Raw genomic sequence first — 19,068 nt, forward strand, 5'->3', positions numbered from 1 at the left:
TTATCGAGCGCATATCGCAACCGGGCTGCGCATGGGGAAGCTGATCGAAGAATTCCGCAAAGGCTGGCAGGGTGTGGCGCCGCCATCGCTCGGCCTGAGCATCGCCTTTGCCGTGGCCTGCGTGCTGGTCGCGACCCTGGCCCGCTGGGGTCTCGCGCATGTGCGCCCTGACGTCTACTTTACGCCGTACTTCCCGGCCGTGTTCTTTGCGGCTGCGTTCGGAGGTCTTCGGATCGGCGTCGTGACGGCGCTGGTCGGCGGCGTGCTCGGCGTCATCGTGAATTTCGGCGACGCCTTTGCCGACCGCGCGCGATTTGCCCTGCTGACCCTCTATTGGGGCGTTTCCGCGCTCACCATCTGGGGCGTCGAACATTATCGCACGATGCTGACGGAGCAGCGCCGGATCTCCAGGCGCCTGATCGAGGAAGAGGACTATCGCAAGCTGCTGGTCGACGAGCTCCAGCACCGGCTGAAGAACAAGCTGTCGACCGTACACGCGGTACTGCACCAGGTGCTGCACGACCAGCCGCAGGTCTGGGCCCGGATCGATCCGCGGCTGCGGTCGCTGGCCGCGACCGACGATTTGATCTCGCGGATCGACAAGGCGGGTTGCGACATCCGCGACCTCCTGATCTCGGAGCTCGGCCCCTACGGCCATGTCCGCTTCACCCTCAACGGCGACCGGCTGTTCCTGCCACCAAAGCTCGCTGTGACACTGTCACTGATGTTTCACGAACTCGCCACCAACGCTGGCAAATATGGTGCATTCTCCGCACCGCGCGGATTGTTGCAGGTGTCATGGACCGTCAGCGACGACCGTCTGACCGTTACCTGGGATGAAACGGAGGGCCCGAGCGTCGAGCAGGTTTCCGCACCCGGCTTCGGGACCCAACTGCTGAAGTCGGCGCTATCCGCCTTCGACGGCAAGACCGAAATCTCGTACCTGAAGACCGGGCTGCATTGCATCATGCAATGCCGGATTCCCAAAAGCGAATAACTGGCGAATAGCCTCGCTGCAAACGAAAGCAGATCGCGCGCTTCGCTCGCGCTTTCGTAAGCGCCGTTGACCTTCTGTTAATGACGATCGGCAGCGCGCGTCGCAACGTCGCAAGTTTCCCGCAAACCACCCTCGTATTTCTTCGGACCCCTTAACCAAACCTAAGAGGGAACTGCGCAAGATCGCATCCATTGCAAAGGCCCGCTGAAACAACAAGATTCATGACTTCTATGAACGACAGTAAATATTCCAGCGCGAGCGAGGCCGAGCTCGGATTTCTCAAGGAAATCGTTAAATTGCTGCCGGCCGGCCTGACCGTGCAGGACGCGCAAGGCAAGCTTCTTCTGGTTAATGATGCCGCGGCGACCCAGCTCGGCATGGACGGCCACCGGTCGTCGCCCGATCTCGCGCAACGGCGGGACGCCTGTCGGCGAGCGCTCACCGCCGGCCAGGCCGTCGTCACCGAGGAAGCGCTCCATGACGCACCCGCGCGCCAGGTGCTGCTCACCACCCATCGTCCGGTCCGCCTCGCCGGCCAGGACCTCCTGATCTCGACCTCGGCTGACATCACCGAGCAGAAGAATTTCGAGGATCAGCTGTTCCGCTCGGCCTATTTCGACGAGCTGACCGGGCTGCCTTCGCGGCGCGTGATTGAGCATCGCGCCAACAATCTGCTGACGCGCGACCGCGCCGGCGAGCGTTTTGCGCTCGCCTTTCTCGACGTCGACAATTTCAAGCACATCAACGACTATTACGGCCATGCGGTCGGTGATGCGCTGCTGGTCGAGCTGTCGAAACGGCTCAGCCGCGACTTGCGCGAGTCCGACATGCTGTCGCGCATCTCCGGCGACGAATTCCTGCTGCTGCTGTCGCCGATCCAGAGCCAGGACGAAGTCGCCGAATTCATGCAGTCGACGCTGGAACGACTAACCGCGCCCTTCTTCATCGACGGTTCGGAGGTCTTTGCCTCCACCTCGGTCGGCGTCAGCCTCTATCCGGATCATGGCCGCAGCTTCGAGATGCTGCGCCAGAACGCCGACATCGCGATGTACCGCATCAAGAACAACGGCAAGGGATCCGCGGCGTTCTTCGATGCCGGCATGGAGCGCGAGGCGCTCGCGCGCATGAAGATCGAGCAGTCACTGCGGCTCGCCATTCTCGACAAGCGCTTCTGCTGCGCGTTCCAATCCAAGGTCGACATCAGGACGCAGGCTGTCACGGGCATCGAGGCGCTGGTGCGGCTGCGCGACGACGAAGGCGTCATCCAGGCGCCCGGCTCGTTCATCAACCTCGCGGTCGAGCTCGGGCTGATCGACGAGCTCACCCATCTCGTGCTTGCCGAGATCGTCAAATCGATCGACCTGATCAACGAGACGTTCGGCGCGGAAGCGACCATCAGCATCAACGTCGCGGCCAAGCAGGCCGGCAACCCCGAATTCATGCGCAATTTTGCGCGCGCGCTGGAGGAGACCGGCTTTCCCAAACGCTTCATGATCGAGGTGACCGAGGACGCCTTCGTCGCCAAGAGCCACTTCCAGTCGGAAATCCTGCCGATGTTCCGCAAGCTCGGCGTCGGCATTTCCATCGACGATTTCGGCACCGGCTTTTCGTCGCTCTCGGCGCTCGCCGACATCACCGCCGACGAGATCAAGATCGACCGTTCCTTCATCACCGACATCCATAAGCGCCCGCGCAACCAGGGCATTTTGCGCGCGATCGAATCCTTGAGCGAAGCGCTCGGCATGACCGTGATCGCCGAGGGCCTCGAATCCTACGAGGAGCTTGCCTACCTCCAGGCCGCAACCAAGATCCGCTACGCCCAGGGCTATTATTTCGCCCGCCCGATTTTCCTGGAGGAGCTGAAGCTCGCCACGCCCGCCTCCAGCGAGTCCCGCGCCAGCGTCGCCAGCCGCCCGATGCAGCAGAACCGCCAGGGCTATTCGCGGGCCAGCGGCTATCGGCGCTAGAGGCGCTCCCCTCAGCCGGCGCGCCCAGCCGGCTGATCGGCCGTCGCAATCCGTTGCGATCTCGTCAATCGATCGTCATGTGCGCGCCGCGCAAGACCCGCCGGAAGGTGGAATTGCAATGTTCGTCAGGCTGTGCAAATCGCTATTGCCAAGGCATTTCAATAGGGAGGGCATCGTGCGTCGATCACTCATTCTGACAACAACCATTCTCGGGCTGGCCGCGGCCGCGGCCGCACACGCAGACGACCTCAAGGTCGCGCTGATCTACGGCAAGACCGGTCCGCTGGAAGCCTATGCCAAGCAGACCGAGACCGGCCTGCAACTGGGTTTTGAATACGCCACCAAGGGCACCATGACGCTCGACGGCCGCAAGATCGTCGTCATCACCAAGGACGACCAGGGCAAGCCCGACCTCTCCAAGGCGGCACTGGCAGAAGCCTATCAGGACGACAAGGTCGACATCGCGATCGGCACGACGTCGTCGGCCGCGGCGCTGGCCATTCTCCCCGTCGCCGAGGAGAACAAGAAGATTTTGATCGTCGAACCCGCGGTCGCGGACCAGATTACCGGCGAGAAGTGGAATCGCTACATCTTCCGCACCGCGCGCAATTCGTCGCAGGACGCGATCTCGAACGCGGTCGCGATCGGCAAGCAGGGCGTCACGGTTGCAACGCTGGCGCAGGACTACGCCTTCGGCCGCGACGGCGTCGCCGCCTTCAAGGAGGCGCTCTCCAAGACCGGTGCGACGTTAGCTGCGGAAGAATATGCCCCGACCTCGACCACCGATTTCACCGCGGTCGGCCAGCGCCTGTTTGATGCGCTGAAAGACAAGCCGGGCCGCAAGGTCATCTGGGTGATCTGGGCCGGCGCCGGCAATCCGCTGGCAAAGCTCCAGGACATGGATCCGAAGCGCTACGGCATCGAGCTCTCGACCGGCGGCAACATCCTGCCGGCACTGGCGGCCTATAAGGGCCTGCCCGGCATGGAAGGCGCGACCTATTATTACTATGACATCCCGAAGAACCCGGTGAACGACTGGTTGGTCGCCGAGCACCGGAAGCGCTTCAACGCGCCGCCGGACTTCTTCACTGCGGGCGGTTTCGCGGCTGCGATGTCCGTCGTCGCCGCTGTCACCAAGGCGAAGTCGACCGACACCGAGAAGCTGATCACCGCGATGGAGGGCCTGGAGTTCGACACGCCGAAGGGCAAGATGGTGTTCCGGAAAGAAGACCATCAGGCGCTCCAGAGCATGTATCACTTCAAGGTCAAGGTCGATCCGAACGTCGCCTGGGCCGTGCTCGAGCCGGTGCGCGAGCTGAAGATCGAGGACATGGACGTTCCGGTCCGCAACAAGCGCTGAGTTCTCTTGCTTCACCTCCCCCGCTTGCGGGGGAGGCCGGGAGAGGGCTCTGTCCTCTTGGGGAGTCTTGATTGTGGAAACACCCTCTCCCCAACCCTCCCCCGCAAGCGCGGGAGGGAGCGCAGCATAATCGTGGATACGTCCCAACCCTCATTCGCCGGACTGCCTATGACGCTGACTCTCGAAACGCGCGACCTCACCATCCGCTTCGGCGGTCATGTCGCCGTCAACAACGTCACCTGTACGTTCCGCCCCGGCGAACTCACCGCCATCGTCGGGCCGAATGGCGCCGGCAAGACCACCTATTTCAACCTGATCTCGGGCCAGCTGCGCGCATCCGGCGGCAGCATCCTGTTCGACGGCACCGACATCACCCAGCACTCCGCGCCGCTGCGCACCCGCGCAGGTCTTGGTCGCGCCTTCCAGCTGACGAACCTTTTCCCGAATCTCACGGTCGAAGAAAACGTCCGCCTCGCGGTGCAGGCGGCTGATGGCACGCATTACGACATGCTGCGCCCCTGGATGGTGCGGCGCGACCTGATCGCGCGCGCCGACGCCATCCTCGACCAGGTCGCGCTCGGTGGCCGCCGCGGCGTCGCCGCGACCGCGCTGTCGCATGGCGATCAGCGCAAGCTCGAGGTCGCGCTGATGATCGCGCTGGAGCCAAAAGTGTTCATGTTCGACGAACCGACCGCGGGCATGAGCATCGACGAAGTGCCCGTCGTCCTCAACCTGATCGCGCAGCTCAAGCAGGACACGAGCAAGATCATCCTTCTGGTCGAGCACAAGATGGACGTGGTGCGCTCGCTCGCCGACCGCATCATCGTGCTGCATAACGGACAACTTGTTGCGGATGGCCCGCCGGCCGAGGTGATCGCCTCGCCGATCGTGCAGGAAGCCTATCTTGGCGTTGCTCCCAAGACAGCTGCAGGGAATGCCGCATGAGCGACCTTCTCAAGCTTTCCGGCGTGCACACTCATATCGGCCGCTACCACATCCTCCAGGGCATCGATCTTGCGGTCCCGCAAGGACAGACCACGATGCTGCTCGGCCGCAATGGCGCCGGCAAGACCACGACGCTGCGTACCATCATGGGCCTCTGGCAGGCTTCGCACGGCGAGATCCGCCTCGCCGGCGCGCGCATCGAGAGCCGCACCACGCCCGACATCGCGCGCCTCGGCGTCGGCTACGTGCCCGAGAGCATGGCGGTGTTTTCCGACCTCACCGTGAAGGAAAATCTCGTGCTGGCGGCGCGCGACGGGCCGCTCGACGACGCCCAGCTCGACTGGATCTTTGGTTTCTTCCCGGCGCTGCGCCGGTTCTGGCTGTCGCGCGCCGGCAGTCTCTCGGGTGGGCAGAAGCAGATGCTGTCGATTGCGCGTGCGATCGTCGAGCCGCGCAAGCTCTTGCTGATCGACGAGCCGACCAAGGGGCTGGCACCTGCGATCGTCATGGCCCTGATCGAATGCCTGAAGGAGCTCAAGCGCAAGGGCGCGACGATCCTGCTGGTCGAACAGAATTTCTTCGCCGCCCGCGAGCTCGGCGACAACGTGCTGGTCATGGACAACGGCACCATCGTGCATCGCGGCGCGATGGCAGCCCTGGCCTCCGACGTGCCGCTCCAGGAGCGGCTGCTGGGCCTGAGCCTGGAGGCGCATCAGTGACTGAACTCGCTGCAACCGATCCGCTGCCGAAACCGAAGCGCGACATCGCCCCGATCCTGCTGCCTATCGCGCTCGCGCTGGTGACGATCCCGCTGGTTGGCTCGCCCAGCACCTGGCTGACTCTGACCGCCGCGAGCCTCGCCATGGGCATGATGATCTTCATCATGGCGTCCGGGCTGACGCTGGTGTTCGGCCTGATGGACGTGCTGAATTTCGGCCATGGTGCCTTCATCGCGGTCGGCGCCTATGTGGCGACCCTGGTGCTGGCGCCGTTCGCGGCCTCGATGCAGGCGGATTCGCTCTGGATCAACCTTGCTGTGCTGGCGCCGGCGGCGCTGCTGTCGATGGCGGTGTCCGGCGCGCTCGGCCTGATCGTCGAGCGCGTGCTGATCCTGCCGGTCTACGGCCAGCATCTGAAGCAGATCCTGATGACGACGGGCGGCCTGATCGTTGCCGAGCAGACGCTCTATGCGCTGTGGGGACCGCAGATCATCCCGACGCCCCTACCGACCTCGCTGCGCGGCTCGTTCATCCTCGGTGACGTCGCGATCGCGAAATACCGCGTGCTGGCGACGCTGATCGGCCTCGTCGTGTTCATCGCGATCCAGCTCGTGCTCAACCGCACCAAGCTTGGGCTCCTGATCCGCGCCGGCGTCGAGAACCGCGAGATGGTCGAGGCGCTCGGCTATCGTATCCGCCGCCTGTTCCTCGGCGTGTTCATGACGGGATCGGCGCTGGCCGGCCTCGGCGGCGTGATGTGGGCGCTCTATCGCGAGCAGGTTCACGCGTCCATGAGCGACGATCTCACAATCTTGATTTTCATCGTCGTCATCATCGGCGGGCTCGGGTCGATCGGCGGCTGCTTCATCGGGGCGATCCTCGTGGCGATGGTTGCCAATTACGGCGGCTTTCTGGTGCCGAAACTCGCCCTCGTCTCCAACATCCTGCTGATGGTCGCCGTTCTGATGTGGCGGCCGCGCGGCCTCTATGCGGTGACCAGCCGATGATGATCCTGTCAGGCGATCCGCCGAAGAGCCGCGTGCTCACGCTCATTCTCGTCGTCATCATCCTGGCGCTGGCGACGACGCCGTTCCTGTTCCCTGGTGCCAAGGCGCTGAATGTCGCGGCCAAGATCTGCGTCTTCGCCGCGCTGGTCGCGTCCTACGACCTGCTGCTCGGCTATACCGGCTCGGTGTCGTTCGCCCACACCATGTTCTACGGGATCGGCAGCTACGCGGTCGCGATCGCGCTATATGGGATGGGCCCCAATTGGGCCGCGGTCGCAACCGGCATCGTCGTCGGCCTGCCGCTCGCGGCATTGCTGGCGCTCGCGATCGGGCTGTTCTCGCTGCGGGTCGCCGCGATCTTCTTCGCCATGATCACGCTCGCGGTCGCCTCCGCCTTCCAGGTGCTGGCCTCGCAACTGTCCTGGCTGACTGGCGGCGAGGACGGGCGCAGCTTTCAACTGCCCGAACTGCTTCGTCCCGGCACGGTGCTGATCTCGAAGAACCTCTTCGGCTTCGAGATCAACGGCCGCATCCTGACCTACTATCTGGTGTTCGCCATCTCGGCCGTGATGATCCTCGCGTTGTTGCGCGTGGTGAATTCGCCGTTCGGGCGCGTGCTGCAGGCGATCCGCGAAAACCGTTTTCGCGCCGAGGCGCTCGGCTTCCGTACCGTTTTCCATCTCACCTATGCCAACTGCCTTGCCGCGCTGGTTGCCGCCAGCGCCGGCATCCTGAACGCGCTGTGGCTGCGCTATGCCGGCCCCGACACCTCGCTCAGTTTCTCGATCATGCTGGATATCCTGCTGATGGTCGTGATCGGCGGCATGGGCACGATCTACGGCGCGATCATTGGCGCGACCATCTTCATCCTCGCCCAGAACTATCTCCAGTCGCTGATGGGCGCTGCCTCGAAGGCTGCATCGGAGGCTGGCCTGCCGCTGCTGCCAGGGCTGTTGCACCCCGACCGATGGCTGCTGTGGCTCGGACTGCTCTTCATTGCCAGCGTCTACTTCTTCCCGACCGGCGTGGTCGGACGGCTGCGCAATGGCGGCGGCGACAAGAGCGCGGGCGCCTCGCATTAAGCGGCGATTAATGGTGCAGCGCAGCGGTTGTTACCGAGGCCGCACAACTTTGGCGCGACGCGCGACGATTCCCGCGTTGCTGGATATCCGTATAAGTGCGCAACTGGATTAAGCCGCAGGTAACCGGCTTTCCTAAGCTTTACGCCATTTGTGCGGTGTATTTCTGTTCCTCCAGGGGGAGGAAATGCGCGACGTATTTTCAGGGATGGCAGCCAGACTGTCGCTCGCCGCAAAAGGCGGCTGGGACGCTGTCATGCGGCGCGGTCCCGTGCTGTGGTTGACACTATCAGGCGCATTGCTGGTCGCCGGCATCTTCGCCGTCACCGCGATGGCGGCCGGTGAGTTTCGCGAGCGGACGCTGACCAACCGCGAGCGCGAGCTGGAAAACACCGTCCAGCTGATTGCGCGGCATTTCGACCAGCAGTTCGAGGATTCCGACGTCGTCGCCGCCGACCTGATCGGGCAGATGCATCTGCCGGAGATCACCTCGCCCCAGATGTTCCGCGAGCGCATGTCGGGGCCTGAGACGAACCGGATGCTGAGAAGCAAGGTCAGCGCGGTCTCCTATCTCGGTGACATCGCGATCTACGATGCCGACGGCGAATTGATCAATTGGTCGCGGCTCCAGCCGCTGATTAAGATCAATGTGTCTTCGCGCGCCTATTTCCAGACGTTCAAATCAAGTCCGATGTCCGAGCCGGTTCTGCTGGAATCCGTGCGCAGCTTCCTGATCGGCAAGTGGACCACGATCGTCGCGCGCCGGCTGAGCCTGCCGGACGGCACTTTCGTCGGCGCCTTGGTCCGGCGGATCGATCCCGACAGCTATCAACGCTATTTCGCGTCCGTCGCGCTGGCCGACGGCGCCGCCATCTCGCTGTTCGATCGCGAAGGCATCATGCTGGCGCGATACCCCCACGTCGAATCCATGGTCGGGACCAACTACAAGAGCGCGCCGCTGATGCAGAGAGTGCTGGCCAGTGGCGGCCAGCACACGCTTCGCGTCAAGAGCCCGGTCGACGGTGAGGAGCGGCTCGGCTCGGCCGCGTCGCTAACCCATTTCCCGCTGGTCATCGTCGCGACCAACACCATGTCGGCCGCGCTTGCGGACTGGCGGCAGCAGACCGGATTCATGGTCACCACGGCAACGCTTTCGGCGGCCGTGATCGCGCTGATCCTCTTCCTGATCATTCGCCAGATCAAGCGGCAGAACCGCGAGGCCCAGGAGCGGATCGAAGCAGAGCGGCAGCGGCTCGACACCGCCCTCAACAACATGTCGCAAGGGCTGATTCTGTACGACGCCGCTGGATACATCGTCACCTGTAACCGCCGTTATGCCGACATGTTCGGCTTGTCGACAGACGTCATCAAGCCCGGCTGCCACATCCATGAGGCGATGCATCACCGCAAGGAGCGCGGAGCGTTCAATGGCGACGTCGAGGCGTTTTGCGCCGACGTCATGCGGGTCGTCGCCGAAGGCAAGGTCTCCACAAGAACTCATGAGCTGCCCAACGGCCGCGCCTTCCAGGTCATCAATACCCCGCTCGCGCAGGGCGGCTGGGTCGCCACGATCGAGGAGATCACCGAGCGGCGCAATCTGGAGCAGGAGCGCGACCGCAACTACACTTTCCTCCGCGAGATCATCGACCATATCCCGTCGCAGATCACGGTGAAGGATGCCCAAACACGGCACTATCTGCTGGTCAACCGGATAGCCGAGAACGTGTTCGGGGAGACGGGCGAGACGATCGTCGGAAAGACGGCCGACGATATCCTGCCAAAACCGGACGCCGACATCGTCACGCGCGATGATGACGCCCTGCTGCAATCGCCCGATCGACTGTTGCTCAAGGAGCAAACCTGGAAGACCCGGACCGACGGCCAGCGCTACACGATCTCAAAACGCATCGGCATCCGCGACAAGGCCGGCGAGCCGCGCTACATCATCAACGTCATCGAGGACGTCACGGAACAGCGAAAGGCCGACGAGAAGATCGCGCATATGGCGCATTTCGACGCGCTAACCGACCTGCCGAACCGCGCGCTGTTCCGCGAGCAGATCGAACGCGAGCTGGAGAAGGTCGCAAGCGGCGAGCACTTCGCGCTGCTCTATATCGACGTCGACGAATTCAAGGGCATCAACGATTCGCTCGGTCACCATGTCGGCGACGAGCTGTTGAAGGCGATTGCAGGCCGCATCCGCGCCTGCCTCAAGCCGGGCGACCTGATCGCGCGGCTCGGCGGCGACGAATTCGCCGTCATCCAGACTAAAATCGATTCGTCCGCCGACGTGCTGTCTTTCGTGACGCGGATCCACGAAGCGATCCGCCGCCCCTATCACTGCCTTGGCCATCAGCTCTCCACCGACGCCAGCATCGGCATCGCGCTGGCGCCGCAGGACGGCACCGACCTCGACCAGCTCATTAAGAATGCCGACCTCGCGATGTACGGCGCGAAGGCGGAAGGGCGGCGCACCTACCGCTTCTTCGTGCCGGCGATGGATGCGAGCGCAAAAGCCCGCCTCACCATGGAGCAGGACCTGCGTCAGGCCCTGGTGGATGGCGGCTTCGAGATCCACTACCAGCCGTTGGTCAATCTGCGTTCGGGCGAGGTTTCCGGTTGCGAGGCGCTGCTGCGCTGGCGCCATCCCGAGCGGGGCATGATTTCGCCAGCCGAATTCATTCCGATCGCCGAAGATACCGGCCTGATCAACGAGCTTGGCGACTGGGTGCTGCGCACGGCCTGCAACGAGGCCGCGACCTGGCCTTCCCACGTGCGGCTCGCGGTCAACGTCTCGCCGGTGCAGCTCAAATGCGACACGCTGGCGCTGAAGATCGCCGGCGCACTCGCCGTCTCCGGGCTCGAGCCGCGGCGGCTCGAGCTCGAGATCACCGAGGCCGTGCTGATCCGCGACGACGAGGCTGCGCTCTCGATCCTGCACCAGCTCCGCTCGATCGGGGTGCGCATCGCGCTTGACGATTTCGGCACCGGCTATTCGTCGTTGAGCTATCTGAAGCGCTTCCCGTTCGACAAGATCAAGATCGACCGTTGCTTCGTCGCCGACATCGCCGACGCCGGCGGCGCGCCGGTGATCGTGCAGGCCGTGGTGAACATCGCCTCCGCCAGCAACATGACCACGGTCGCCGAGGGCGTAGAGACCGAGGCCCAGCGCGAGATGCTGCGCGCGCTCGGCTGCACGGAGATGCAGGGCTATCTGTTCAGCAAACCGAAGCCGGCGGCCGAGGTGCGCAAGCTGTTCGGCCCGTGCGACGGCGTGCCCGTGGCGGCGGTGGCCTGAGATGGCGAAGTCTGCCAAAACCGTCGACGTGGCACATTCCTACGCGGTGCGGCTGATGCAGCATCTGGTGGTGCCGACCTTCGTGATCGATCCGAAGCGCCGTGTCGTGATCTGGAACAGAGCCTGCGAGCGTCTCACCGGCGTCGCGGCCGCGGAGGTAATCGGCACCACGAAGCACTGGCAGGCCTTCTACGAGACCAAGCGCCCTTGCCTTGCCGACCTCGTCGCGCTCGACCGCCCCGAGCAGCTGCCGGAGTATTATTCGGAATATGCCGCACGCGGCCACAACGGCCTCGGCTTCGGCGCGGAGAACTGGTGCGTGATGCCGAAGCTCGGCAGCCAGCTCTATCTCGCGATCGACGCGGGCCCCATCCACGACGAGGCCGGCAATTTGATCGCGGTGGTGGAAACGCTGCGCGACCTCACCGACCAGAAGCGCGCCGAGATGGCGCTGAAGGAGCTCGCCACCAAGGACGGACTGACCGGGCTCTCGAACCGCCGCTCGTTCGACCAGATGCTGATGACCGAATGGGCCCGCGCCCAGCGGACGCAGAAGCCCCTGGCGCTGCTGTTCGTCGACGTCGATTATTTCAAGCTGTTCAACGACCAACACGGTCACCAGACCGGCGATGAGTGCCTGCGCGCGGTCGCTCACGTCGTCAGCCGGCATGCCGTGCGTCCGCTCGACCTTGCCAGCCGCTATGGCGGCGAGGAATTCGCGCTGATCCTGCCCGATATGAGCTGCGACGATGCCTGCGCCATCGCCGAGGAGATCCGCTGCGCCGTCACGGCGTTGCGAATCGCCCATGGCGCCATTGGGGCCGGCGACCACGTCACCCTCAGTGTCGGCGTCGCAAGCCATACCCCCGGCGAGACCGACGGCGGCCCCGACCGGCTGCTAGGTGCGGCCGACCAGGCGCTCTACGCGGCCAAACGGCTCGGCCGCAACCGTGTCATCTGCGCCGAGCGGATGCTGGCCGAATTCGCTGGTCTCGGCCGGGAGAGCTCGCCGGTTCCGGCCCTCATCCCGCACAAATCGGCCTAGTTGACGCGGCAAGACCGGTTGCCCACCCCCTGCCAATCGGCTACATGAGGCCCCACTGCACCCGTAGCTCAGCTGGATAGAGCGTTGCCCTCCGAAGGCAAAGGTCACACGTTCGAATCGTGTCGGGTGCGCCACAATACGAGCGCCCCCGCAAGCAGGGAGGCCCATCATGCTCGCAAAGCCCTTTGGCACCGTCGCAGCTCTCATAGCCGCCTCTGCCATTGCGTGGACTGAAAGCGCGCATGCGGAAATATTCATAACCACCGCCACCATATCGCAGGGCGAGCTAGTCATCGTCGGAAGAGTAAGACGGCCTCGCGAGCCCAGCGTGGAGATCAAGATCAGTCCGGGCAAGACCGTGAACGTCGAGAGTACTTCGACCGGAGGGTTTCGGTGGATTGGACCAGAGTTTCCCTCCACTTGCATCGTGAAGATCACGTCCGGACCGGATACGAGGGATGTGGTGATACAGAACTGCGGTCTTCCCGGACCTCCTGGACCGGCGGGTCCGCCAGGACCGGCCGGCCCGATCGGACCACCCGGGCCCAAGGGGAATTAGAGGGCAACTGCCGCCGCCAGACCCAATGATCATCAATTGTCGCGGGCGGCTCAATGCCGACACGGTGTGCACAGCGCTGCAGGTGTCGCCTCAGTCCACGCCGATTCAGCGCATCCTTGCTAGATCAAGATGGAACCTCGTGGAAGCGGCATGACATGTCGCGCGCGACGCTGCCGCAATACGCATGCATGCCTGACGCGTGCTGAAATCGCATCGTCCTTGACCGATTGATCCCGCGCGACGGAGACAATAACGGGCGTCGCGCGCCGACGGTTTAAGAGACCAACTTCGCGCGAAGGCGCCCGTACTCGGTATCGGTTATGGATCCCGACTTCTTGAGCTGATCGAGCTTGGCAAGCTCGTCTGCGACGCTAAAGCCGACGACGTGCCGTAATTCCTCGCGCGCACGCTGAGCCTGCTCCGCGCTACGTTCGGCCATGCTTCTGCCTTGGGTGATAAGATACGCAAAGATGCCGAGGTAGGAGGTCAGAACCAGCGCGAGCACCCATAGTGCTTTACCCCATCCGGAAATGTCGTGGCGCCTGAACAGATCGCCATAGATTACGATGAGCAGCCAGAACCAGACGACGAATGTGAATATGGCAATCATATCCATCAGGAAATTTCGATACGTGAATCCTTCCTGAGCGAAGAACATTGCGATCCCCTATTGAGTTGCCGTTCTCGATCTTTGCTGCGGTTCAGCCTTGCGACCCACCACGCGCTCGTCTACCCACTCACCTAACGGCAGTACCGATGCGACACGCGGTGCGATCTTCCGCTGCTTGAGCGGTACCAGCAGCTACCGTTCCTCCAATAATATCGATGCCAGTGGTGATGTCGCCGGTGGGCACCAGCGATGGCTCCAGCCGTGGCTCCTATGGCAGCGCCGCGACGGCCGCCAACGGCACCGCCGATGACCGCACCGCGAAGCGCACTCTGTCCAAAGGATTCGCTGGAAGGGAGCACGCCTACAAGCGAGAGCAGAATGACCAATAGCGACAGCTTTCGCATCGGGGCGTTCCTTTCTTCGATTGATCTTTTCTATGCGGCCGGCGCATGTTCGCTGGTAGCCACGACCGGGATATCACTGGCCGGCCAATCGACAAATCCGAACAATCGCATTCGCATCTCAGGATTTTATCGGATTAACCCGTTGGATTATCCGTGCCTGGGACACCATCGCGCCGCGTAACTGGCTAGCGCCGCCGCGAGGAGGCGTAACGCGGGTTGATGCCGCAATAGGCGTTGGTGCCCGAGGCCGCGGCCAGGCATTGCTGGCGCGTGGCGAACTGGCAATTGCCGGGAAAGCCAGCGTGGCGACCTCGCAGGCAGTATCGATCTGTTGCGACGGCTTGAGCTTGGGCTGGCACCGAGAAGAACAGAACCACAAGCATGGCGAGCGACGCCGCCATTGGAACGGTGAGATGCACTTGAACCTCCCTTTTGCAGGGAGGTGATTATACCGCAGAAGCCGGGGCCGGACCACCAGCAAAAACCCTGACCACGCGCGGGTTGTTTATTGAGATCACCTCTTTGTTGAGAGCCCGCCGGGGAAGAAGAGCGCTCGTGACAACAATCTCAAGCGCTCGATCACCGTACCCGCGAGACCCTCCCCGACGGCTTTGCGCCCGGCCCCGCTGTACGCTCCAACATCCGGGCGAGGAGGGCGATCCGGGGTCAGTGCTTCATCTGCTCGAACACCACGATCACGCCGGTCGGCTCGGGCTCGTGCGCCATCAGGCGCGTCAGATCCGAATCGCTCCAGTCGGCGAGACTGACGACCTCGCCGGTCTGCCGTTCCGCGCTGAGCGACGGCGTGGGCTCGAGGACCTTGAGCCCACTCTCGTCGACGAAAAAGGTGTGCTCGCCGAACATGCTGTTGAGCTGGGGCATGGCGGGATGCTCGTCGGGGAGCACCTGGGCGCCGAGTTGGTTGATGGTCTGCTTCACCTGCGCGGATGTTAGCTTCATGAGCTGGCTCCGTTCGTGTCCGGTTTCATTGAATGAGGCCGAGGCGACAGTTCCCTGCGCCTGTGTTCGCCTGGTTCAAATTCCCGAACGGGTGCTGCGCACAAATGTTCCTGCGAAATGTATTTCGTGATCGCGCGTTGCGTCTGCCGCGCTCGCGGCACGAGATCGCCACATCTTGCACATTATTTGGCGCGCCGCGCGCGCTCTAGAGATCGAAATTGGTGGGCAGCATGACGACGTCGCGAATCGTCATGCCGCGCGGCCGCGTCAGCATGAACATCACGACCTCCGCCACGTCGCCGGCCTCCAGCAGGCTTCCCGAGTCCCTGGCCTCTTGCAGCTTCTCCGCAGGCCAATCTGCGAGCAGCGCGGTGATGACGGGGCCAGGCGACACGGATCCCACGCGAATGCCGTGCCTGAACACCTGGCGCCGCACCGTCTGGACGAAGCAATTGATCGCCCATTTCGACGACGCATAGACAGGCTCCCACGGCGTCGGGAAATGGGCCGCGAGCGAGCTCGTGATGATGATGTCGCCGGCCCGGCGTTCGATCATGTGGAGAAGCACGTCGCGCACGTTCTTCATCACGACATTGATGTTCAGGTTCAGCATCCGGTCGATCGCGCCATGATCGGCATCGACGAGATCGCCACCGACATAGGCGCCCGCATTGGCGTGCAGGATGTCGAGCTGGCCAGCCTTCTCCAGGACTCTCGGCAGCAAAGTGGCGCATTCCCGGGCGTCGAGGAGGTCGATGACGAGCGGGATCGCCGCGTCGCCGCGCTTGTCGCGGAGCGCCTTCAGTGCGGCGGCGTCGCGGTCGACCATCACCACACACGCGCCTGCGGCCAGCATCGCTTCGGTGCTGGCCAATCCGATGCCGGATGCGGCCCCGGTCACGACCGCAACTTTGCCTTCCAGTTCGCCTGCCATAGGTCTTCCTCCCGATCGCATGACGCCGAATGGCGGCTCAGCTTCCGCTATTCGCTCCTGACCTCGCCGACCGACAGCGCACAGATGCGTGACAGATACGTGTAGGGCAGGCCGGTCTCCTCGGCCCAGGCGTTGAACTGCGCCTGCACCCTGGCGAGATCACCCTTCGACTTGACCTCTTCGGCGATGTCGAGGCCGGCATCGCGCAGACAGGCGACGACGTCCCTGGAAGTCACAAAACCGTCCCAGCCGACGAAGCGCAGCAGCATCTGCCCGGTGTTGCCGCCAAGGCGGCTGCCGCGCTTGGCGAGGCGATCGAGCAGGCCGACCTCATCGGACGGCGGCCATTTCGCCAGGAACCTGCCGAAGCTGCCGTGTTCTTTTGCGATCTCCTGCACGAAGGCGGCGTTCTCGCGCACCGACATGATCTTGGCGCCGTTGCGCACGATGCGCGTGTCGCGCAGCAGGCCTTCCCAATAGTCTTCGGGTTGGAAGGTGAGCTTGGCCGGCGCGAAGTGCAGGAAGACGTCTTCAAATCCGTCCCATTTCGTCTCGATCACGCTCCAGGCAAAGCCCGCACAAAACACCCGCCTGGTCATCTCGGCGAGGATGCGATCGTCGCCGAGCTTCGCGAGCTGCTTCAAGTCGGGCTTGGCCGGCATTAGTCTGTCCAGCGCCTTGGGCCCGCCCTTGCGCTTCTCGGCGCGGGCACGAATGGTCTTGAATGGGGTCATGCGGTCACCGCGTTGAGGGCGCCACGACATCAGAATTCGATGATCCGGTCCAGCCCTGCGACGCACCGGCACTTGCACTCACGAAGGCGCCGCAGCATGCTTCCGTTCGGCCAATGGGTTTTGCGGCCATGCTGGTCTGCTTCTTGCTTCATAACGATTTGGAATTCCCGGATATTTTCAATCTCCCACCGACGGATTTTCAATGCGCTGCCTGGTCGTGGCCGACCTGCACTATTCGCTGCCGCAGTTCGACTGGCTGGTCAGCGCCGCGCCCCAATTCGACCTGGTGATCTTCGCCGGCGATGCGCTCGACATCGGCTCCATGGTGGATTTCCGCGCCCAGATCGTGGTGGTGAAGAAGTATCTCGCGCTGCTCGCCGCCCAGACCAAGGTCATCCTCTGCTCCGGCAATCACGACCTCGACGAACGCAATGCGGAGGGCGAGAAGATCTCGCGCTGGATTTCAGAGGTACGCGCAACAGGCATTGCCTGCGACGGCGACAACCTCACCATCGGCGACACGCTGTTCACGGTGTGCCCGTGGTGGGATGGGCCACTGGTCAAGCAGCGCATCGCCGACCAATTGCGCGACGCGTCCGTCAACCAGCCGCAGCGCTGGATCTGGGCGCATCATGCGCCACCGGCAAATTCGCCAACCAGTTGGGGCGGCAAACGCTTCTTCGGCGATGTCGAGCTGGTGCAGTGGATCATGCAGTATCAGCCGTCGATGGTGATCTCGGGCCATGTGCATCAGTCGCCGTTCGTCCCTGACGGCTCGTGGTTCGACCGGCTGGGCAAGACCTGGGTGTTCAATGCCGGCCTGCAACCGGGACGGCCGCCGACGCACATCGTGCTGGATCTCGATGCCAACAAGGCGTTCTGGCTTGCGGCGGGCGAGGCCCAATGGATCGATCTCAACGCACCGCTGAAGCGGCCCGCGATGCCCGTCGTGGAGGCGCCGGACTGGCTTACATCCTTGGATCAGATTGCCGATCCGAGCCTGGCGAGACCTCAAGCGGCGGCAGGTTGATCATGCTCTGGAGCACTTCGCCGACCATCGCCAGATGCGTGCCGTGGCCGGCATATTGCCGCTTGAGATCGGCGAGATAGGTGTTGGCGACGTTGAGCCGCTGCGCCAGCAGGCGCGCGATCAGCAGTGCAACCTCCGGCTCCTGCTTCAGGAACGAGGCGGCATCCTCGAACTCGTAGACCACCGCATCCGAACAGGCCCGCACGGTCGCGGTGTGCGGCTGTCCCAGCAGCACGGACATCTCGCCGAGCACCGCGCCGGGTTCGGTGACGGTGGCGACCACCATCTCGCCCTTGAGCACCTCGAGCTTGCCTTGCATCAGCACATAGAGATGGCCGGTGGTGCCGCCCTCGGTGACAACGAGCGTGCCGGCCGCGACCTGCCGCTCCGTTCCGCCGGTGCAATAGTCCAGAACTGCGCGCATCTTGCGAAAGCTCCCGCCGCGAGGGGATACTAGAGCACGATCCGCTGCAACATGCAGCGGTTTTCGAGCGCGCCGCAGGCCTGCTCAAGTTTTCGGCAAGCCCAATTCTGGCGACAGGCGCTATGCCAGGTGAACCGACTGCCAGTCCCCGAGACCGGTATCCTCAAATCTCGCCTTCGCAAGGCGCATTTCAGCGTTCGTTGGTGCGGCTGAAAGCGAACAGCTCGCTTGTCCGTGCCGCGCGTCACACACGAGAGAGTGACGGCACTTCCTCGGGCATGATCGCCTGCAAGCCGCCGAAGCGACGCTCGCGACCGTGGAAGGAGGCCAAGGCCTCGGCGAGATCGGCCGCATCGAATTCAGGCCACATCCGCTCGGTGAAGTGCAACTCGGCATAGGCGCCTTCCCACAACAGGAAGTCCGACAGCCGCTTCTCGCCGCTGGTGCGGATGATGAGATCGGCGTCGCGCAAACCTGGCTCGCCGGTGACGAGCTGCGAGAACGCTTCGCGGGTGAGGTTGGTCAACGCGGCGGCCTTCGCCGCGGCATTGAGGATGGCGTCACGCGCGGAATAGTCGACGGCGATGCGCAGGTGCAGCGTGCCGCCATGCGCGGTGGCCTCCTCGGCGCGCGCGATGGCATTGGCGATGCCATCCGGCAGGCGATCGCGGCGGCCGATCACGGAGAGGCGCACGCCGTTCTTGACCAGGCTCTGCACCTCGTTGGCGAGATAGAAGCGCAGCAGCGTCATCAGCGCGGCGACTTCGGCCTTGGGCCTGCGCCAATTGTCGGTCGAGAACGCGTAGAGCGTCAGCGTGCCGATGCCCTGCTTGGGCGCGACCTCGACGATGCGGCGGATCGCCTCGACACCGGCCTCGTGGCCGCGCAGGCGCGACAATCCGCGCCGCGTTGCCCATCGGCCGTTGCCGTCCATGATGATGCCGACGTGAAGCTTCTCGTTGTGGGACGTGACGTCACTTTGCATCGCAAAGTCTC

20 protein-coding genes, 1 tRNA gene and 1 pseudogene are annotated in these 19,068 nt (G+C 63.7%); 12 read left to right on the forward strand and 10 right to left on the reverse strand.

What is annotated here, in order from left to right:
• Positions 1 to 31: 31 nt before the first annotated feature.
• The 10 genes from ABIB73_RS12615 (at position 32) to ABIB73_RS12660 (ending at position 12,551) form a co-directional block, all read left to right on the forward strand.
• Entirely contained in the window at positions 32 to 997 is a 966-nt protein-coding gene (locus ABIB73_RS12615) for a sensor histidine kinase (protein WP_354224493.1), read from the forward strand.
• Positions 998 to 1,227: 230 nt separating this feature from the next.
• Entirely contained in the window at positions 1,228 to 2,964 is a 1,737-nt protein-coding gene (locus tag ABIB73_RS12620; protein ID WP_354224495.1) for a putative bifunctional diguanylate cyclase/phosphodiesterase, read from the forward strand.
• A 175-nt stretch (positions 2,965 to 3,139) separates the two neighbouring features.
• Positions 3,140 to 4,324 (forward strand): substrate-binding domain-containing protein, encoded by a 1,185-nt coding sequence (locus ABIB73_RS12625; RefSeq protein WP_354224497.1) that lies wholly within the window; start codon positions 3,140 to 3,142, stop codon positions 4,322 to 4,324.
• A 168-nt stretch (positions 4,325 to 4,492) separates the two neighbouring features.
• Entirely contained in the window at positions 4,493 to 5,269 is a 777-nt protein-coding gene (locus ABIB73_RS12630) for an ABC transporter ATP-binding protein (RefSeq protein ID WP_354224499.1), read from the forward strand.
• Positions 5,266 to 5,988, forward strand: a complete 723-nt coding sequence (locus tag ABIB73_RS12635) for a branched-chain amino acid ABC transporter ATP-binding protein (RefSeq protein ID WP_354224501.1) — start codon at positions 5,266 to 5,268, stop codon at positions 5,986 to 5,988. Before ABIB73_RS12630 ends, ABIB73_RS12635 begins: the two co-directional genes overlap by 4 nt.
• Entirely contained in the window at positions 5,985 to 6,995 is a 1,011-nt protein-coding gene (locus ABIB73_RS12640; protein ID WP_354224503.1) for a branched-chain amino acid ABC transporter permease, read from the forward strand. Before ABIB73_RS12635 ends, ABIB73_RS12640 begins: the two co-directional genes overlap by 4 nt.
• The gene (locus tag ABIB73_RS12645; protein ID WP_354224505.1) at positions 6,992 to 8,077 is read left to right on the forward strand and encodes a branched-chain amino acid ABC transporter permease; all 1,086 of its coding nucleotides are present in this window, start codon (positions 6,992 to 6,994) and stop codon (positions 8,075 to 8,077) included. Before ABIB73_RS12640 ends, ABIB73_RS12645 begins: the two co-directional genes overlap by 4 nt.
• Positions 8,078 to 8,261: 184 nt before the next feature.
• The gene (locus ABIB73_RS12650) at positions 8,262 to 11,372 is read left to right on the forward strand and encodes a bifunctional diguanylate cyclase/phosphodiesterase (protein ID WP_354224507.1); all 3,111 of its coding nucleotides are present in this window, start codon (positions 8,262 to 8,264) and stop codon (positions 11,370 to 11,372) included.
• Position 11,373: 1 nt separating this feature from the next.
• A complete protein-coding gene (locus tag ABIB73_RS12655) occupies positions 11,374 to 12,417 on the forward strand; it encodes a sensor domain-containing diguanylate cyclase (protein ID WP_354224509.1) in 1,044 nt (347 codons plus the stop codon).
• A gap of 57 nt (positions 12,418 to 12,474) precedes the next feature.
• Positions 12,475 to 12,551 (forward strand) — tRNA-Arg (locus ABIB73_RS12660).
• Between the two features lie 530 nt (positions 12,552 to 13,081).
• Here the strand turns inward: ABIB73_RS12660 and ABIB73_RS12665 are convergent.
• The 3 genes from ABIB73_RS12665 to ABIB73_RS37595 form a co-directional block, all read right to left on the reverse strand.
• Complete coding sequence (locus tag ABIB73_RS12665) at positions 13,082 to 13,291, reverse strand: DUF3551 domain-containing protein (protein ID WP_354224965.1); 210 nt, start codon at positions 13,289 to 13,291, stop codon at positions 13,082 to 13,084.
• The gene (locus ABIB73_RS12670) at positions 13,251 to 13,634 is read right to left on the reverse strand and encodes an SHOCT domain-containing protein (RefSeq protein WP_354224511.1); all 384 of its coding nucleotides are present in this window, start codon (positions 13,632 to 13,634) and stop codon (positions 13,251 to 13,253) included. The genes ABIB73_RS12665 and ABIB73_RS12670 overlap by 41 nt, the downstream gene beginning before the upstream one ends.
• An 83-nt stretch (positions 13,635 to 13,717) precedes the next feature.
• On the reverse strand, positions 13,718 to 13,990 hold the full coding sequence (locus tag ABIB73_RS37595; RefSeq protein WP_502918427.1) for a glycine zipper domain-containing protein: 273 nt from the start codon (positions 13,988 to 13,990) through the stop codon (positions 13,718 to 13,720).
• Between ABIB73_RS37595 and ABIB73_RS12675 the strand changes: the two genes are divergently transcribed.
• Positions 13,965 to 14,171, forward strand: a complete 207-nt coding sequence (locus tag ABIB73_RS12675) for a hypothetical protein (RefSeq protein WP_354224513.1) — start codon at positions 13,965 to 13,967, stop codon at positions 14,169 to 14,171. The two genes, ABIB73_RS37595 and ABIB73_RS12675, sit on opposite strands and share 26 nt — an antisense overlap.
• 4 nt (positions 14,172 to 14,175) lie before the next feature.
• On the opposite strand, the gene ABIB73_RS12680 is transcribed toward ABIB73_RS12675, so the two are convergent.
• The 4 genes from ABIB73_RS12680 to ABIB73_RS12695 all read right to left on the reverse strand — a co-directional run bounded on the left by ABIB73_RS12680 (position 14,176) and on the right by ABIB73_RS12695 (position 16,618).
• The gene (locus ABIB73_RS12680; protein WP_354224966.1) at positions 14,176 to 14,391 is read right to left on the reverse strand and encodes a DUF3551 domain-containing protein; all 216 of its coding nucleotides are present in this window, start codon (positions 14,389 to 14,391) and stop codon (positions 14,176 to 14,178) included.
• Positions 14,392 to 14,656: 265 nt separating this feature from the next.
• On the reverse strand, positions 14,657 to 14,950 hold the full coding sequence (locus ABIB73_RS12685) for a hypothetical protein (protein ID WP_354224515.1): 294 nt from the start codon (positions 14,948 to 14,950) through the stop codon (positions 14,657 to 14,659).
• A 205-nt stretch (positions 14,951 to 15,155) separates the two neighbouring features.
• Positions 15,156 to 15,884, reverse strand: a complete 729-nt coding sequence (locus ABIB73_RS12690) for an SDR family oxidoreductase (RefSeq protein ID WP_354224517.1) — start codon at positions 15,882 to 15,884, stop codon at positions 15,156 to 15,158.
• Between the two features lie 47 nt (positions 15,885 to 15,931).
• Positions 15,932 to 16,618, reverse strand: coding sequence for a DNA-3-methyladenine glycosylase I (locus tag ABIB73_RS12695; protein ID WP_354224519.1), 687 nt, complete (start codon positions 16,616 to 16,618; stop codon positions 15,932 to 15,934).
• A 202-nt stretch (positions 16,619 to 16,820) separates the two neighbouring features.
• Here ABIB73_RS12695 and ABIB73_RS12700 point away from each other — a divergent pair, with 202 nt between their 5' ends.
• Positions 16,821 to 17,648: a metallophosphoesterase family protein gene (locus ABIB73_RS12700; protein WP_354224521.1), complete on the forward strand. Its 828-nt coding sequence runs from the start codon at positions 16,821 to 16,823 to the stop codon at positions 17,646 to 17,648.
• Here ABIB73_RS12700 and ABIB73_RS12705 read toward each other — a convergent pair.
• From ABIB73_RS12705 to ABIB73_RS12710, 3 genes and pseudogenes are all read right to left on the reverse strand, one after another.
• The gene (locus ABIB73_RS12705; protein WP_354224523.1) at positions 17,587 to 18,072 is read right to left on the reverse strand and encodes a Crp/Fnr family transcriptional regulator; all 486 of its coding nucleotides are present in this window, start codon (positions 18,070 to 18,072) and stop codon (positions 17,587 to 17,589) included. The genes ABIB73_RS12700 and ABIB73_RS12705 overlap by 62 nt on opposite strands.
• 120 nt (positions 18,073 to 18,192) lie before the next feature.
• Positions 18,193 to 18,279: pseudogene (locus tag ABIB73_RS37600) on the reverse strand (GNAT family N-acetyltransferase); the annotation flags it as partial.
• Positions 18,280 to 18,316: 37 nt separating this feature from the next.
• Positions 18,317 to 19,057 carry a di-trans,poly-cis-decaprenylcistransferase gene (locus ABIB73_RS12710; RefSeq protein ID WP_354224525.1) on the reverse strand — a complete coding sequence of 247 codons (741 nt, stop codon included), beginning with the start codon at positions 19,055 to 19,057 and terminating at the stop codon, positions 18,317 to 18,319.
• Positions 19,058 to 19,068: the final 11 nt, after the last annotated feature.

Source organism: Bradyrhizobium sp. F1.4.3 (assembly GCF_040548375.1).
Lineage (GTDB): Bacteria > Pseudomonadota > Alphaproteobacteria > Rhizobiales > Xanthobacteraceae > Bradyrhizobium.